The organism is Thioalkalivibrio sp. AKL8 (assembly GCF_000380525.1).
In the GTDB taxonomy this organism is placed as follows: Bacteria; Pseudomonadota; Gammaproteobacteria; order Ectothiorhodospirales; family Ectothiorhodospiraceae; genus Thioalkalivibrio; species Thioalkalivibrio versutus.
On the sequence record NZ_AQYF01000009.1, the window covers coordinates 256,727 to 272,406 of the forward strand.

13 protein-coding genes are annotated in these 15,680 nt (G+C 65.7%); 11 read left to right on the forward strand and 2 right to left on the reverse strand.

Annotated features, from left to right (window positions below):
- Positions 1-12: 12 nt before the first annotated feature.
- Complete coding sequence (locus G335_RS0110565; RefSeq protein ID WP_018176729.1) at positions 13-1,110, reverse strand: DegT/DnrJ/EryC1/StrS aminotransferase family protein; 1,098 nt, start codon at positions 1,108-1,110, stop codon at positions 13-15.
- Positions 1,107-2,120, reverse strand: a complete 1,014-nt coding sequence (locus G335_RS0110570) for a Gfo/Idh/MocA family protein (RefSeq protein WP_018176730.1) — start codon at positions 2,118-2,120, stop codon at positions 1,107-1,109. The genes G335_RS0110565 and G335_RS0110570 overlap by 4 nt, the downstream gene beginning before the upstream one ends.
- A 119-nt stretch (positions 2,121-2,239) precedes the next feature.
- Here G335_RS0110570 and rnhB point away from each other — a divergent pair, with 119 nt between their 5' ends.
- From rnhB to kdsA, 11 genes are all read left to right on the forward strand, one after another.
- On the forward strand, positions 2,240-2,848 hold the full coding sequence (gene rnhB / locus G335_RS0110575) for a ribonuclease HII (RefSeq protein ID WP_018176731.1): 609 nt from the start codon (positions 2,240-2,242) through the stop codon (positions 2,846-2,848).
- On the forward strand, positions 2,845-6,318 hold the full coding sequence (gene dnaE / locus G335_RS0110580; protein WP_018176732.1) for a DNA polymerase III subunit alpha: 3,474 nt from the start codon (positions 2,845-2,847) through the stop codon (positions 6,316-6,318). The genes rnhB and dnaE overlap by 4 nt, the downstream gene beginning before the upstream one ends.
- 105 nt (positions 6,319-6,423) lie before the next feature.
- Complete coding sequence (locus tag G335_RS0110585; RefSeq protein WP_018145590.1) at positions 6,424-7,389, forward strand: acetyl-CoA carboxylase carboxyltransferase subunit alpha; 966 nt, start codon at positions 6,424-6,426, stop codon at positions 7,387-7,389.
- 76 nt (positions 7,390-7,465) lie between these two features.
- Positions 7,466-8,662 carry a tRNA lysidine(34) synthetase TilS gene (gene tilS / locus G335_RS0110590; protein WP_018176733.1) on the forward strand — a complete coding sequence of 399 codons (1,197 nt, stop codon included), beginning with the start codon at positions 7,466-7,468 and terminating at the stop codon, positions 8,660-8,662.
- 98 nt (positions 8,663-8,760) lie between these two features.
- A complete protein-coding gene (locus G335_RS0110595) occupies positions 8,761-9,486 on the forward strand; it encodes an ABC transporter substrate-binding protein (RefSeq protein WP_018145592.1) in 726 nt (241 codons plus the stop codon).
- Positions 9,479-10,069 (forward strand): SiaB family protein kinase, encoded by a 591-nt coding sequence (locus tag G335_RS0110600; RefSeq protein ID WP_018145593.1) that lies wholly within the window; start codon positions 9,479-9,481, stop codon positions 10,067-10,069. Before G335_RS0110595 ends, G335_RS0110600 begins: the two co-directional genes overlap by 8 nt.
- A complete protein-coding gene (locus G335_RS0110605; RefSeq protein ID WP_018176734.1) occupies positions 10,069-10,461 on the forward strand; it encodes a DUF1987 domain-containing protein in 393 nt (130 codons plus the stop codon). The genes G335_RS0110600 and G335_RS0110605 overlap by 1 nt, the downstream gene beginning before the upstream one ends.
- A 59-nt stretch (positions 10,462-10,520) precedes the next feature.
- On the forward strand, positions 10,521-11,327 hold the full coding sequence (locus G335_RS0110610; RefSeq protein ID WP_018176735.1) for a GGDEF domain-containing protein: 807 nt from the start codon (positions 10,521-10,523) through the stop codon (positions 11,325-11,327).
- A complete protein-coding gene (locus tag G335_RS0110615) occupies positions 11,327-13,003 on the forward strand; it encodes a SpoIIE family protein phosphatase (protein ID WP_018176736.1) in 1,677 nt (558 codons plus the stop codon). Before G335_RS0110610 ends, G335_RS0110615 begins: the two co-directional genes overlap by 1 nt.
- Before the next feature lie 105 nt (positions 13,004-13,108).
- Positions 13,109-14,776 carry a CTP synthase gene (locus G335_RS0110620; RefSeq protein WP_026304823.1) on the forward strand — a complete coding sequence of 556 codons (1,668 nt, stop codon included), beginning with the start codon at positions 13,109-13,111 and terminating at the stop codon, positions 14,774-14,776.
- Positions 14,777-14,837: 61 nt separating this feature from the next.
- Positions 14,838-15,680: a 3-deoxy-8-phosphooctulonate synthase gene (kdsA, locus tag G335_RS0110625; protein WP_018176738.1), complete on the forward strand. Its 843-nt coding sequence runs from the start codon at positions 14,838-14,840 to the stop codon at positions 15,678-15,680.

A 15,680-nucleotide genomic window follows, 5' to 3' on the forward strand; every position in this document is an offset into this window, starting at 1 on the left:
TGTGGCGTGGCGTCACGCGAGGGCGGCGCGGATCTTCCCGCAGATCATGTCGATGGTCGCATCCTCGAGTTCCGGGAACACCGGCAGGGACAGACAGCGCGCGGCGACGTCTTCGGTGACGGGCAGCGATTCCGGCCGGTTCGGGAGATCGGCGAAGGCCTTTTGCTGATGCAGGGGTACCGGGTAGTAGATTGCACAGGCCACCTCGGCGGCCTTGAGCGCCTCCATGATCGCGTCGCGATGATCAGTCAGCAGCGTGTACTGGTGGTAGACGTGGACCCCGATGCCGTCCTCGAACGGCACTTCGACCGGCAGCCCGGCCAGGCCATCGCGATAACGTGCCGCCACCCGGCGGCGTTCGGCGTTGTAGGTGTCGATATGCGGCAGCTTCACCCGCAGGATCGCCGCCTGCATCTCGTCCAGGCGGCTGTTGTAGCCGATCTCGTCGTGGTAGTAGCGCACGCTGGAACCGTGGTTGCGCAATCGGCGCAGGGTGTCGGCGGCAGACGGGCAGTTGGTGGTCACCAGACCCCCGTCGCCGAAGGCCCCGAGGTTCTTGCTGGGGAAGAACGAAAAACAGCCGAAGGCGGTGGACGCGCCGGTCTGTACGCCATCGACCGTCGCGCCGAAGGACTGTGCGCAATCCTCGACGATCAACACCTTGTGTTTCTCGGCGATGGCCTGCAGCCGCGGCATGTCGGCTGGCTGCCCGAACAGGTGGACCGGCAGGATCGCGCGGGTGCGCTCGGTGATGGCCGCCTCGACCTGGTCCGGGTCGATGTTGAAGGTGCGCGGGTCGATGTCCACGAATACCGGGTCGGCCCCGACATAGCGGATCGCCTCGGCGGTGGCAATGAAGGTAAACGGGGTGGTGATGACCTCGTCGCCCGGGCCGATGCCGGCCGCGGCCAGCGCCAGATGCAGGGCATCCGTGCCGGAGGCACAGGTGATCGCGTGTTCCACGCCCAGGTACTCGGCGATCTCCTGCTCCAGGGCCTGGACGTTGGGGCCGAGGATAAAGCGCGCACCGGCCAGCACCTCCTGTAGCGCGGCATCGATTTCGGGGCGCAGGGTCTGGTACTGGCGCTGCAGGTCGACCATCGGGATCACGGCTTGACTCCTGTGGGGTTCGCGTCGAGGTGGCTGTGCGGGCCGTCGGCCCGGCTCATGATGTTCAGGTTTTCGTAGACCAAGTCGGTGATGCGGCTGGCCGTCTCCAGGGCGCGCTGGCCGTCGCGGCCACTGACCACGACCGGTCCCTGACCGCGCACGGCGGCCACGAAGGCCTGGATCTCGGCCAGCAGGGCGTCGGCCTCGTCGAAGACACTCTCCTCGCGGTGGATCGCGGGGGCCCCGGTCTCCGGGTCGGGCTCGCCGATGTGGTTCAGCGACAGGATGCGGTTCTGGAAGTCCACCGAGGCGTAGGCATGCGACTGGAAGATGCGCATGCGGCGCTCGGACTTGGTGCTGATGCGGCTGGAGGTCACGTTGGCTACGCAGCCGTTGGCGAATTCCAGTCGGGCATTGGCGATGTCGATGTCGCCGGTCAGCACGCGGGCGCCGGAGGCGCGAATGTCGGTCAGCGGGGCATCCACCAGCGACAGGATGATGTCGATGTCGTGGATCATCAGATCGAGCACGACCGAGACGTCGGTGGCGCGCGGCTTGTAGGGCGCCAGGCGGTGCGACTCGATAAACCGCGGGTGCAACGGGGTCTCGGTCAGTCGGCGTAGCGCGGCATTGAAGCGTTCCAGGTGCCCGACCTGGAGGACGACGCCCTGTTGCTCGGCGATCTGGTTCAGCGTCTCGGCCTGCTCCAGGGTGGCGGTAATCGGCTTCTCGACCAAGACATGACAACCGGCCTCGAGGAAGTCCCGGGCGATGTCGAAGTGCAGGGTGGTCGGCGCGGCGATGGAGACCGCATCGACCTGACCGATCAGGGCGCGATGGTCGGTCTCCGCGCGGCAGCCGTGCTCCGCCGCGACGCGGCTGGCGGTTTCGGAATCGGCATCGACCACGGCAACCAGTTCGGTGTCCGGCAGCGCGGCGTATTTGGCGGCATGCCATTTGCCAAGATGGCCCACGCCGATAGCGGCGCAGCGTAACGGAGATTGGGACATGAGTAGGCTCGGATCCGGAGGGGGTGTGCTAGGATTTTCGGCGCTATTGTAACGGATCCCCGGCGCGGCGCATGTTCGCGTTCGGGCGATTGCCCGCAGTTCACCGTGGTGGAGACTCCATGTCCGATTTAGAGGCAGCGCAGCGCTACGTCGCCGGCGTGGACGAAGTGGGGCGCGGGCCGCTGGCCGGGCCGGTGGTGGCGGCCGCCGTCATCCTGCCGGAAGGCTACACCTGCCCCGGTTTGACCGACTCCAAGAAGCTCAGCGCGAAACGCCGCGAGTCGCTGGACGTGCAGATCCGTGCCGACGCGCTGGCATGGTCGCTGGGCCGGGCCGAGGCGGCGGAGATCGATGAACTGAACATCCATCATGCGACGCTGCTCGCCATGCACCGGGCGGCGGCCGGGCTCGCCATCGCGCCGGCACATCTGCTGGTGGACGGGCGCTTCACACCGCAGGGTCCCTGGACTGCCGAGGCGATCGTCGGCGGGGATGGCTCGGTGGCTGCAATCAGTGCCGCCTCCATCGTCGCGAAGGTGGCGCGCGACGGCTGGTTGCGCGATCTCCATCACGACTACCCCGATTACGGCTTCGATCGCCATTCCGGCTACCCCACGGTGGCGCATCGCGAGGCCCTGGAACGGTTGGGGCCGTGCCCGCAACACCGCCGTAGTTTCGGCCCCGTAGCGCGTGCGCTGGCGGCGCGTGAACAGGAGATGGGGGCATGAGCGAAGGCCATCCCGGTTTCGTGCACCTGCGGGTGCATTCGGAGTATTCCCTGATCGACGGGCTGGTCCGCCTCAAGCCACTGGTGAACGCGGTGGCCGAGGGCGGGATGCCGGCCGTCGCGGTAACCGATCACTGCAACCTGTTCGGGCTGGTAAAGTTCTACCGTGCCGCGGTCGCAAAGGGTGTGCAGCCCATCATCGGTGCGGACGTTCTGGTGCGCGATGCCCGTGCCGACGGGAGCCTTGCTCGCATGACCCTGCTGGCGCAGAACGACCCGGGTTATCGCAATCTGACCCGGCTGATCTCGCGCGCCTGGCAGGAGGGCCAGGAGAAGGGCATTCCGCGGGTGGACTGCGCCTGGCTGGATGCGGCCGCCGAGGGCCTGATCGCATTGTCTGGCGGGATCGACGGCCTGTTCGTGAACGGTTCGGGGGCCGCGCGCGCGCTATTGGCCGAGGATCTCGAGCCGTGGATGCAGCGCTTCCCGGGTCGCTTCTATCTGGAACTGGTGCGTAGCGACCGCCCGGGCGAAGAGGCCTGGATCGAACAGGCGCTGGCCGCGGCCGAGGCCTTCGATCTGCCGGTGGTGGCCACCAATGATGTTCGCTTCCTGCGGCCCGAGGACTTCGAGGCCCACGAGGCGCGCGTCTGCATCCATGACGGCGTGACCCTGGACGACCCACGGCGCCCGCGCCGTTACTCGGAGGCGCAGTATCTGCGTACACCCGAGGAGATGGCGGAGCGGTTCGCGGACATTCCCGAGGCCCTGGCCAACAGCGTGGCGATCGCCCGGCGCTGTTCGGTGAGCCTGACCCTGGGCGAATCGGTGCTGCCGGACTTCCCGGTCCCCGAGGGCTATACCGTGGAAGATCACCTGCGCGAGACCTCGGCGCAGGGGTTGGCGGGGCGCCTGGAGCGCTTCTGCTTCGCGCCGGCGGCGGATTACGAGGCGCGCTTGCAGCGCGAGCTGGACGTGATCTGCCAGATGGGTTTCCCCGGCTACTTCCTGATCGTGGCGGACTTCATCCAGTGGGCCAAGGACAATGGCATCCCCGTGGGCCCGGGGCGTGGTTCCGGTGCGGGCTCTCTGGTGGCCTATGCGCTGGGTATTACCGACCTGGATCCATTGCGTTACGATCTTTTGTTCGAGCGATTCCTTAATCCTGAACGTGTCTCCATGCCCGACTTTGATGTCGACTTCTGCATGGAGCGACGCGACGACGTGATCGACTACGTCGCCGAGCGCTACGGGCGCGACAAGGTCTCGCAGATCATCACCCACGGCACCATGGCCGCCAAGGCGGTGGTGCGCGACGTCGGGCGTGTGCTGGGCCATGGCTACGGTTTCGTCGACCGCATCGCGAAGCTGATCCCGTTCGAGCTGGGCATGACCCTGCAAAAGGCCCTGACCGAGAGCACGGACCTCAAGACGCAGTACGACGAAGACGAGGAGGTGCGCGCGATCATCGATCTCGCGCAGAAGCTGGAGGGGCTCACCCGGAACGCGGGCAAGCATGCCGGCGGGGTGGTAATCGCGCCGTCGGCGCTGACCGATTTCTCGCCGCTGTACTGCGAGGACGACGGCGGCTCGCTGGTGACCCACTTCGACAAGGATGACGTCGAGGCGGTCGGCCTGGTGAAGTTCGACTTCCTCGGCCTGCGCACGCTCACCATCATCGACTGGGCGGTGGACAACATCCGCAAGATGGATGCCGCGGTTCAGGTCGATCTCGATGCCATCCCGCTGGATGACCCCGAGACCTTCCGGCTGCTGAAGGACTACCAGACCACCGCCGTGTTCCAGCTGGAATCCGGTGGCATGAAAGACCTGATCCGCCGCCTGCAGCCCGACAGCTTCGAGGAGATCATCGCACTGGTGGCGCTCTACCGCCCGGGCCCGCTGCAGTCGGGCATGGTGGACGACTTCATCGACCGCAAGCACGGTCGTGCCCAGGTGGAATATCCGCATCCGGATCTGGAACCCATTCTCCAGCCCACCTACGGCGTGATCCTGTACCAGGAGCAGGTGATGCAGATCGCCCAGGTGCTGGGCAATTACACCCTGGGTGGTGCGGATCTGTTGCGCCGCGCGATGGGCAAGAAGAAGCCCGAGGAGATGGCCAAGCAGCGCGAGATCTTCCTCGAGGGGGCACTGGGGCGCGGGGTGGATGAAGGGGTTGCGACCTACATCTTCGATCTGATGGAGAAATTCGCGGGCTACGGCTTCAACAAGTCGCACTCCGCGGCCTATGCCCTGGTTGCCTACCAGACCGCCTGGCTCAAGGCGCATTATCCGGCGCCGTTCATGGCGGCGGTGCTGTCCGCGGACATGGACAACACCGACAAGGTCGTGGGGCTGATCGAGGAATGCCGCAACATGGGCCTGGAGGTCCTGCCGCCGGACGTGAATCAGTCGGACTACCGCTTTACCTGCCACGACGCGCAGACCGTGGTCTACGGCCTGGGCGCGATCAAGGGCGTTGGGGAGTCGGCCATCGACACCCTGCTCAAGGCGCGCGGCGAGGGCGGCGAATTCCACGGGCTGGTGGACCTGTGCCAGCGGGTGGATCTCGGCAAGCTGAACAAGCGTGTGCTGGAGACGCTGGTGCGCGCCGGCGCGATGGATCGGATCGGCGCCAACCGTGCGACGCTGCTGAACGACATCCCGATGGCGGTCGCGGCAGCCGAACAGAGCGAGCGCAATGCCAATCTGGGTGTGGTGGACCTGTTCGGGGATCCGGCTGCGGCCGTGATCCCGGAGAGCGCGACCCTCGCCGAGATGGAGGACGACGATCGTCTGCGCGGCGAGAAGGACACCCTGGGGCTTTATCTGACCGGCCACCCGGTGGAGCGCTACCGCGCCGAGTTGCTGCGCCTGACCGGCACCACGCTGCAGGCGCTGGAGGCCAAGCTGGAGGATCGCCCGGACGAGCCCCAGGGCCAGAAATGGCGGGGCAAGCAGGAAACCGTGCGCATCGCCGGTCTGATCGTCGGGGTGCGAGAACGCAACACGCAGAGCGGACGCATGGGCATCGTCACCCTGGACGACCGCAGCGGGCGGGCCGAGGTGGTGTTGTTCAACGACGACTTCACCACCTACAAGGACCGTCTGGAGCCGGATGCCCTGCTGGTCGCGGAGGGCACGGTCACGCTCGACGACTATGCTGGCGGGATCCGTATGCGGGCCCGTACCGTGTACAGCCTGGATGAAGCGCGGGTCCAGTGGGCCCGCGCGCTGCACCTGTGCCTGGAAGGGGTGGTTCCCGAGCAGGTGGCCCATTTGCGCGGGCTGATGGAGCCGCATCGTGAGGGGCCTTGCCGGGTGCACCTGTGCTATCGCCGTGACGGGCTGGAGGCGGATATCAGCCTGCCGGAGGGATGGACCATCCGCCCGGACGAGCGGCTGTTGCGTGGCATTCAGCAGTCCCTGGGTCCGGGTTGCGAGGCCGAGGTGCTTTACGGCCGATAGCTGGAAACAAGGCGTCGCCGCACCTGCATTGGAGCGGGGATCGCCGCAATTGGTTACAATTCGCATCCTTCGTCGGTATCCACAACCAAGTCTTCGGGACCCTGCATGAATCCGGACTTTCTCGACTTCGAACAGCCCATTGCCGAACTGGAAGCGAAGATCCGCGATCTGCGCTATGTCGGCGACGATGCCGAGGTCAACATCCAGGAAGAGATCCAGCGCCTGGAAGGCAAGTGCCGGTCTTTGACCGAGAGCATCTTCGCCAAGCTGACCCCGTGGCAGGTCTCGCAGATGTCGCGGCATCCGCGGCGACCCTACACCCTTGACTACATTCCCGATTTGTTCGACGAGTTCGAGGAACTGCACGGCGACCGGGCGTTTGGGGACGACCCGGCGATCGTGGGCGGCGTGGCGCGCCTGGACGGGCGGCCGGTGATGCTGATCGGGCACCAGAAGGGGCGCCAGACCCGCGACAAGGTCTACCGCAACTTCGGCATGCCGCGCCCGGAGGGCTACCGCAAGGCGCTGCGTTTGATGGAGATGGCCGAGCGCTTTCGCATGCCCGTGCTCACCTTCATCGACACGCCGGGTGCCTACCCGGGCGTCGGGGCGGAAGAACGCGGCCAGAGCGAGGCCATCGCGCGCAACCTGCGAGTAATGGCGCGCCTCGACACGCCGATCATCGCCACGGTGATCGGCGAAGGCGGCTCCGGTGGGGCCCTCGCGATCGGGGTGGGCGACGCCACCCTGATGTTGCAGTACTCGACCTACTCGGTGATTTCGCCGGAGGGCTGTGCCTCCATCCTCTGGAAAAGCGCCGAAAAGGCCTCGGAGGCCGCGGAGGCCCTGGGCATCACGTCGGAACGCCTGCGCGAGCTGGGGCTGGTGGACCGCATCGTGCCGGAACCCCTGGGCGGTGCCCACCGCGACCCCGACACCATGTCCTCCAGTCTGCGCGCCGCGCTTCTGGAAACCCTGGACGGCCTGGAAGGGCTGGACCCGGGCAAGCGCCTGGAGCGGCGCTATCGCCGGCTGATGGATTACGGTGCCTTCCAGGAAGCCGCTTCCTGATCCCGGTGCCGGGGCGCTCGATCCTGTAGCCGCGGCGCTGCGGGACTTCCTCCAGGCGCATCCCGGCTATCGTCAGGTGCGCATCGCCTTTAGCGGCGGTCTCGACTCGACTGTCCTGCTCCACGCCGCGGTGCGCCTGGGTATCCCCAACCTCGAGGCCATGCACGTGGATCATCGCCTGCGTCCGGACTCCGGCGAGCAGGTCGAGCACTGCCGCGCCTTTGCACAGGCACTGAACTGCCCGTTCCGGCTCCGCACCCTCGGCTCGCTCGACTTCCGTGGCCTTGGCGTGGAGGCCGCGGCGCGCGAGGCACGCTACGCGATGCTGCGCGAAGGGCTGGACGCTACGGGCATCATCCTGGCCGCGCAACATGCGGACGATCAGGCCGAAACGTTCCTGCTGGGCGCTCTGCGCGGCAGCGGGCCCGAAGGGCTGCAGGCCATGCGGCCGCTGCGCCGCGAGGGCGAGACCTGGCTGGGGCGACCCTTGCTGGGCCTGCCCCGCGAGGCACTGGCCGCGTTGGCGGAGCAGGAGGGCCTCGATTGGTATGACGATCCCAGCAATCATGATCCCCGATTCGATCGCAATTTCCTGCGCCAGTCGGTGCTGCCCTTGTTGCGGGAGCGATTTGATGGCGCGGCCGGGCTGGCGCGCGCTGCCGGCTGGCAACAGGAGGCGGTCGGGCAATGCCGTCAGCACTTTTCCGGGCTGCTGAAGGGGCTGCGGGACCCGCTGGACGGTAGCCTGGACCTCCGCGCCTTGCGCGCGCTCGACTCGAGTACCCAGCGGGGGCTGCTACGGCACTGGCTGCGCGAGCAGGGCCTTCGTCCGCCCGGCCACGACCGCCTGGGTGAATTCCTGCGCCAGGCGCTCGTGGACAACCCCGAGGCCTCCCCCGCCGTGGAATGGGATGGCGGATGGATGCGGCGTTATCGCGATCAGCTGCACGCCGGGCCGAAGGAGGAGGCTGCGGGTCCGCCGCCCGAACAGCCGTGGCCAGCCGATCAGCCGGAACTGATGCTGGCAGACGGACGCCGCCTGACCCGGGAGATGCTGCCGCGGCTCGGCGTGGACCGCGAGGTCGCCCTCACCGTTAGCTATCGAAGCGGGGGCGAGGTGGTCGCGACCCCCGCCGGGCGCCGATCCCTGAAAAAGCTGATGCAGGAGCGCGGGATCGCCCCCTGGGAACGCAATCGGGTTCCGCTTTTGTGTCAGCTGGATGGAACGATTGTGGCGGTGCTCTGGCCCGGGTCGGTTCACGCTGGGAGTTGACGCGCCTGTCCAAATCGGACAATTCTTGGATCGTATTCAGGGGTGCGGGTGAGTGGTACGTGACAGGTTTCGCGGCACAATGCGGACGACGTACGGGCATGGGGGTGCTGGCGGCCGGGATGTTGCTGGCCGCGCCTCTGGCCGCGGACTCGCTGATGCTCACGACCGAGAGCTACCCCCCGTTCAATTTCGAGACCGAAACCGGCGAGCTGGACGGGATCTCCATCCGGGTGATGGATGCCCTGCTGGATGTCGCCCAAGTGGACGCCGAGATCCGCCTGCTGCCGTGGAGTCGGGCCTACGCCGAGGCTCAGTCGGACCCTGGTACCTGCGTCTTTTCCACCACGCGCACCTCCGAACGCGAAGATCTGTTCACCTGGGTCGGTCCTCTCGTGGAAAACCAGTGGCATGCGTTCGTGCTTGAAGGTGCCGAGGTGGATGCGCAGTCTCTGGAGGATCTGGAACGCTACCGCGTCGGGGGCTATCGAGACGATGCCGTGGCGCTCTTCGTTGAGGGCCGGGGCATCCCCGTGGATACCGCACCGAATGACCGGCTGAATGCGCGCAAGCTTGCGGCCAACCGGATCGATGTATGGGTCAGCGGTGAACATCTGGCCCCGTGGTTTGCCCGCCAGGAGGGTATCGGTGAACTCCGGTCCCTGTTCGCGTTCAACGATACCGTGATGTCCCTGGCCTGCCACCCGGAAACCGCGCGAGCCCCGCTGGATCGCATGCAGGAGGAACTGGATGCGATGCGCGCGGACGGGCGCTATGCGGCCATCGTGCAGGATGTCCTGGACAGCAATGGAGAGCGCAATGACTGACGCAGCCGAGGCCCGGACGGAATCGTCGGCCCTGATCGCCGAGGAGGTGCTGGGCTTTCAGCGCAACATGACGCGGCGCGGCATCATCTTTTCGTTCACTGGCTACATTTCCGAGGGCATCCTGAAGGCCCTGGGGGATGCACTGCGGCAGAAAATCCGACTGGAGTCCACCGATACGAAGACCGTGAACCGCGTCTTTTCGGTATTCGTGGAACAGGTGCAGAACGTGATTCGCTATTCAGCGGAGCGTATCGAGCACGATGCGGAGCCCCCTGTCGAGCTGAGCTCCGGGATGATTACCGTCGGGTCGGAAAACGGCCGCTTCTTCGTTATTTGCGGCAACGTGATCGGGCGCAAGGATGCCGACACCCTGGCCGTGCGCCTGCGTGAGCTCGCGGGCATGGACAGCGATGAGTTGCGCCGCTTTTACAAGGAAAAGCTGCGGGAACCACCGGACGAAGGCAGCAAGGGCGGCAGCATCGGCCTGATCGAGATCGCACGCCGCGCAAGCGAGCCCATCCAGTTCGACTTTCAGCATCTCTCCGATGCGCAATCCTATTTTGTCCTGAAGGCCTATATCTGATGGCAGTCGTCGAGACCATTGAACACGCGGCAACCGACCGGACCCCGGCTGTCGTTTTCGATTTCGCGGCGGGGCAGTACCGGCTGTCCGGCGAGTCGTATCCGGAAGATGCCGCGAACTTCTACGGCCCGCTGACTCAGGGGTTGCGGCAGGCGGTCGAGGACCGGGCCAGCGACGAGGTGGAGTTCACCGTGGAGATGATCTACTTCAACAGTTCGACTGCGAAGGCCTTGATGAACATGTTCCAGATCCTGGAAGACGGCGCCGAGTCGGGTCTGAACGTACGGATCAACTGGTGTTACCACGATGACGACGAGACCATGGAGGAGTTCGGCGAAGACTTCTCCGAAGATTTCGAACACGCTGACTTCCGAATGTGTCCGCTGACATGAAGGCCCCCTCCCGAGACGACCCGATGAATCCTGCTAGCCGGCCACGGGAGGGCCAGGAAATGGAGAGGCTCGCGGACTTCTCCCTGTTCGAGCAGGAAAAGTCCGTCATGCAGCGCTCCGAACAGATGCTCGAGGCGCTGGATGCGGTAGGCGATGGCGTGAAGGTGCTCGCCAAGGCCTATTCCGAGAGCTATCGGGCGCAGCGTCGCATGATGCGCATGAGCGACCGCATGCAGGCGGATCTGCAGGAGGCCAACCGCCAGTTGCGCGAACAGGCGGAGCACCTGGCACAACTCAACAATGCATTGTCCGACGAGGTGCGCGAGCGCGAGCGCCTGACGGCCGAACTGGAACGCCTGGCGCTGGAGGATGCCCTGACCGGCCTGTTCTCGCGTCGCCGGGTGATTGACTGCGTGGAGGGCATGGCGGATAGCGTCGGCGAGGAATCGCGTTCGCTCACCGTGATGATGCTGGATCTCGACGACTTCAAGGCGCTGAACGACACCCACGGCCATGCTGCTGGCGATTTCGCCCTCGAGAGCTTTGCCGACATCCTGCGGGGCGAGCTGGGGGCGGAACAGTACGCTGGGCGCATGGGTGGGGAAGAGTTCCTGGTAGTGGCGGCGGATCTGGATGCCGAAGAGGCAGTCGCACTGGCCGAGCGCATTCGTTCGTCAGTGGAGAATGCATCGCTGCACTGGAAGAACGAACCGCTCGCGCTGGCAGTTTCCATTGGCCTGGTCATCACCACGAACCCGTGGCCGGATGCCGGCGAGCTGGTGGCGCTGGCCGATGACCTGCTATACCGGGCCAAGAACGAGGGGCGCAACCGTGTCATCGTGCAAATGCACGGCGAACGCGGGTGATGGCGGGCGGTACCCGCCGGAATCGCAGCCTTGTCGCCAAGCTGGCCGTCGCCACGCTGCTGGCGGCGCTGGCGCTGAGCCTTCTCAGCAGCGCCTATGTCATTGCCTCGGACTGGCATGCCTTCCGTGCTGAGACCGGGGAACAGATCGACCGTCTGCAACGCCTGGTCGAACCACCCGCCGCCGAGGCGGCCTTCCAGTTGAGCGCGGCCCAGGCCGATTCCCTGGTCCAGGGCCTGCTGGTTTTCGACGAGATCCGGCGGGTCGAGATCCTCGACGACTTTGGCAACACCCTTGCGGAAGATGCCCAGGAGCGCACCCAGACCGGTGGCGAGTGGGCACACTGGCTCTTCGGCGATCTGCAAACCCATGAGCGCGAGCTGCGCCATCCTGATACCCGCGGAAATATCCAGGGCGTGGGCGTCCTGCGCGTGGAACTGGACCCCGGCGTGCTGGGGCGGGCCTTCGTCAACCGTCTGCAGACCGGGGTCGTGACCAGTGTGACCCAGGCGGTGATCGTCTCTCTGGTGGTGGTTGTACTGTTCTATCTGCTGATGCTCCGTCCGATGTTGAAGATTTCCCGTGCGGTGGCGGACACCGACCCGGAGCAGCCCGCGCACTGGCCGATGCCACGGCTGGGGCATCACGAAAACGATGAGCTGGGGGCGCTGGGGCGTTCGCTGGATCGTTTGCTGCGGGCCTTTCAGGCGGGGCTGGACGCGCGCGACGGGGCCCGCGGCGAGCTGAAGGCGCTGAATGCAGACCTCGAACGGCGCGTCGAGGAACGCACCCGGCAGTTGGAGGCCGAGAAATCCGAGACGGAACGGGCGCTGGCCAAGGTGGACGAGGCCAACCGTGAGCTTGAGCGTAGTAATCGCCTGGTGGTGGAGAGCATCCGTTATGCCCGCCGCATCCAGACCGCCATGCTGCCGGACAAGCATGCCCTCGATGGTCACATGGACGAGGTGCAGATCTACTGGGAGCCCCTGCACCTCGTGGGTGGCGACTACTTCTGGGTCGAGGCCATCGACGGACACAGCATCCTGGTGGTGGCGGACTGCACCGGCCACGGTGTACCGGGTGCCTTCATTACCCTGGTGGTGGCCTCGGCGCTGGATCGCATCCTGCACGAACACCGCTTGCTGGAGCCCTCGGCCATCCTGCGCGAGATGGATCGACTGGTTCGCTCGCGGTTGCGTCAGGATGGCTATGACTCCGACTCGGACGACGGGCTGGAGGCCGCGGTCTGCGTGTATCGTCCGGAGGACCGCAAGTTGGCCTTTGCCGGGGTCGGGCTGCCGTTGATGATCGACCGCGACGGCGAGGTCGAGGAGATCCGGGGCGTACGCGGCGGCCTTGGCTACCGCAGCCTGGAACCGGCCCAGCCCGTGGACCACGAGGTCGACGTGGAGCCGGGCACGGAATTCTTCCTGATCACCGATGGCGTGCACGATCATGTCGGCGGAGAGCCGCCGCGATTGTTTGGTCGGCGGCGGTTGCGCCAGGTGCTGTCGGACAAGAGTGGTCGCGATCTGTCCGCCAAGATCGATGCCGTGGTCCGAGTGCTGGAAGATTATCGCGACGGCGAGCCGCGGCGCGACGATATGACCCTGGTGGCCTTCCGGCCGTTGTCATCCCGGGCTGGAAACGAGGCACTGCCCCCACCTTCCGATTGAGCGGGGGCGGGTGCTCTGGTACTCTCTCAGGGGTTTTCCGCCTGCCCCGGATTGTGTGTGCGAACCGGGGCAGGGTGCTTGTCAGCTCCCAGCCAGGTTTCCCGCATGACGCGTTTTGTTTTCATTACCGGAGGCGTGGTCTCGTCTCTGGGCAAAGGTATTGCATCCGCCTCGCTGGGGGCGATCCTGGAGGCGCGTGGCCTCAAGGTGACGCTGCTCAAGCTGGATCCGTACATCAACGTGGATCCGGGCACCATGAGCCCGTTTCAGCATGGCGAGGTGTTCGTCACCGATGACGGCGCCGAAACGGACCTGGATCTCGGGCACTACGAACGCTTCGTGCGCATTCGCACCTCGCGGCGCAACAATTTCACCGCCGGGCAGATCTACGAGAATGTGATCCGCAAGGAGCGTCGTGGGGATTATCTCGGCGGCACGGTGCAGGTCATCCCGCACATCACCGACGAGATCAAGCGCTCGATCCACGAGGGGGCCGGCGATGCCGACATCGCCCTGATCGAGATCGGCGGTACGGTCGGTGACATCGAATCCCTGCCGTTTCTCGAGGCGATCCGTCAGATGGGCGTGGAGCTGGGGCATGACAACGCCCTGTTCATGCATCTGACGCTGGTGCCGTATATCGAGGCCGCCGGCGAGATCAAGACCAAACCGACCCAGCACTCGGTCAAGGAACTGCGCTCCATCGGCATCCAGCCGGATATCCTGCTGTGCCGCTCCACGCAGGCGATCCCCGAGGGTGAACGGCGCAAGATCGCGCTGTTCACCAACGTCGAGGAGAAGGCGGTCATCTCTGCAGTGGACGTAGACAACATCTACAAGATCCCGCTGTGGCTGCATTCGCAGAAGCTCGACGAGATCGTGCTGCGCAAACTCCATATCGAGGTCCCGCAAGCCGACCTTTCGGACTGGAAGCACGTGGTCAATGCCATGGAGTTCCCGGAGTCCGAGGTGACGGTCGGCATGATCGGCAAGTACGTCGATCTGACCGAGTCGTACAAGTCGGTGAACGAAGCCCTGACCCACGCGGGCATCCAGGCGGGTACCCGGGTCCGGATTCGTTATCTCGATTCGGAAAAGCTGGAAGGGGCCGAGAACGAGGCCGCGCGCGAACTCGAGGGCCTGGACGCCATCCTCGTTCCGGGTGGCTTCGGCGAACGCGGCGTGGAGGGCAAGATTGCCGCGGTGCGCTACGCCCGCGAGAACGATGTGCCCTATCTTGGAATCTGCCTGGGCATGCAAGTGGCGGTCATCGAGTTTGCGCGCGATGTGGTCGGGCTGGAAGGTGCGCACAGCACCGAGTTCGCCCCCGACACGCCGCATCCCGTCATCGCGTTGATTACCGAGTGGCAGGACAAGGAAGGCCGCATCGAACAGCGCGATGCCGACAGTGACCTCGGTGGCACCATGCGTCTGGGCGCCCAGAGCGCGCGCCTGTCCCCGGGGTCACGCATTGCCGAGGCCTATGGTCGCGAAGAGGTAGGAGAACGCCATCGTCATCGCTTCGAATTCAACAACGCCTATCGTGAACGCCTGGAGGCCGCAGGTCTTCGACTCTCCGGGGTCTCGGAATCCGGTGAACTGGTAGAGGCCGTGGAGCTGGCCGACCATCCGTGGTTTGTGGGCTGCCAGTTCCACCCGGAATTTACCTCGACCCCAAGGGATGGCCACCCGCTGTTCACCGCGTTTGTGTGTGCCGCCCGGGATTACCAGGATGCCCGCGAACCGGAAACCACCACGGCGCTGACGGAATAGGCGCCCGTTCACTTTTTTGTGGCCGCACCCGGAGGGTGGTGGCCACCAGACAGGACAGAGCATGCAGCTTTGCGGTTTTGAAGTCGGCCTTGATCGGCCCTTTTTTCTGATTGCCGGCCCCTGCGTCATCGAATCCGAGGCCATGGCCCTGGAGACCGCCGGCGCGCTGAAAACGATGGCGGACGATCTCGGCATTCCGTTCATCTACAAGTCCTCGTTCGACAAGGCCAACCGGTCGTCGACGAAGAGCTTCCGCGGGCTGGGCATGGAAGAGGGCCTGCGCATCCTGGACAAAGTGAAGTCGGAGATCGGCGTGCCGATCCTGACGGATGTCCACGAGGACACCGCGCTGGACGAAGTCGCCAGTGTTGTTGATGTGCTGCAGACCCCGGCCTTCCTTTGTCGGCAGACCAACTTCATCCAGAACGTTGCGCGCCAGGGCCGGCCGGTGAACATCAAGAAGGGCCAGTTCCTCGCACCCTGGGATATGGGCAATGTCGTGGACAAGGCCCGCGAGGCCGGTAACGATCAGATCATGGTTTGCGAGCGCGGGGTCTCGTTTGGCTACAACACCCTGATCTCCGATATGCGCGGCCTGGCCCAGATGCGTCAGACCGGCTGCCCGGTCGTCTTCGATGCGACCCATTCGGTGCAGCAGCCGGGCGGGCAGGGCGCCTGCTCCGGTGGGCAGCGCGAATTCGTGCCGGTGCTGGCACGGGCGGCGGTGGCCGCTGGCGTATCCGGCCTGTTCATGGAGACCCATCCGGACCCCGAGAAGGCCCTGTCCGACGGTCCCAACGCCTGGCCCCTGCCGAAGATGGCCGCGCTGCTGCAGACGCTCAAGGCGCTGGACGCCGCCGCCAAGGCGCAGCCGTTTGCAGAGGCGGAGTACGGTCTCGGTTAA

Bases quoted from the DNA above. Each gene is read 5' to 3' on its own strand.
- G335_RS0110570 (WP_018176730.1), bottom strand. From the start codon at position 2,120: ATGTCCCAATCTCCGTTACGCTGCGCCGCTATCGGCGTGGGCCATCTT.
- rnhB (WP_018176731.1), top strand. From the start codon at position 2,240: ATGTCCGATTTAGAGGCAGCGCAGCGCTACGTCGCCGGCGTGGACGAA.
- dnaE (WP_018176732.1), top strand. From the start codon at position 2,845: ATGAGCGAAGGCCATCCCGGTTTCGTGCACCTGCGGGTGCATTCGGAG.
- G335_RS0110585 (WP_018145590.1), top strand. From the start codon at position 6,424: ATGAATCCGGACTTTCTCGACTTCGAACAGCCCATTGCCGAACTGGAA.
- G335_RS0110595 (WP_018145592.1), top strand. From the start codon at position 8,761: ATGGGGGTGCTGGCGGCCGGGATGTTGCTGGCCGCGCCTCTGGCCGCG.
- G335_RS0110600 (WP_018145593.1), top strand. From the start codon at position 9,479: ATGACTGACGCAGCCGAGGCCCGGACGGAATCGTCGGCCCTGATCGCC.
- G335_RS0110605 (WP_018176734.1), top strand. From the start codon at position 10,069: ATGGCAGTCGTCGAGACCATTGAACACGCGGCAACCGACCGGACCCCG.
- G335_RS0110610 (WP_018176735.1), top strand. From the start codon at position 10,521: ATGGAGAGGCTCGCGGACTTCTCCCTGTTCGAGCAGGAAAAGTCCGTC.
- G335_RS0110615 (WP_018176736.1), top strand. From the start codon at position 11,327: ATGGCGGGCGGTACCCGCCGGAATCGCAGCCTTGTCGCCAAGCTGGCC.
- G335_RS0110620 (WP_026304823.1), top strand. From the start codon at position 13,109: ATGACGCGTTTTGTTTTCATTACCGGAGGCGTGGTCTCGTCTCTGGGC.
- kdsA (WP_018176738.1), top strand. From the start codon at position 14,838: ATGCAGCTTTGCGGTTTTGAAGTCGGCCTTGATCGGCCCTTTTTTCTG.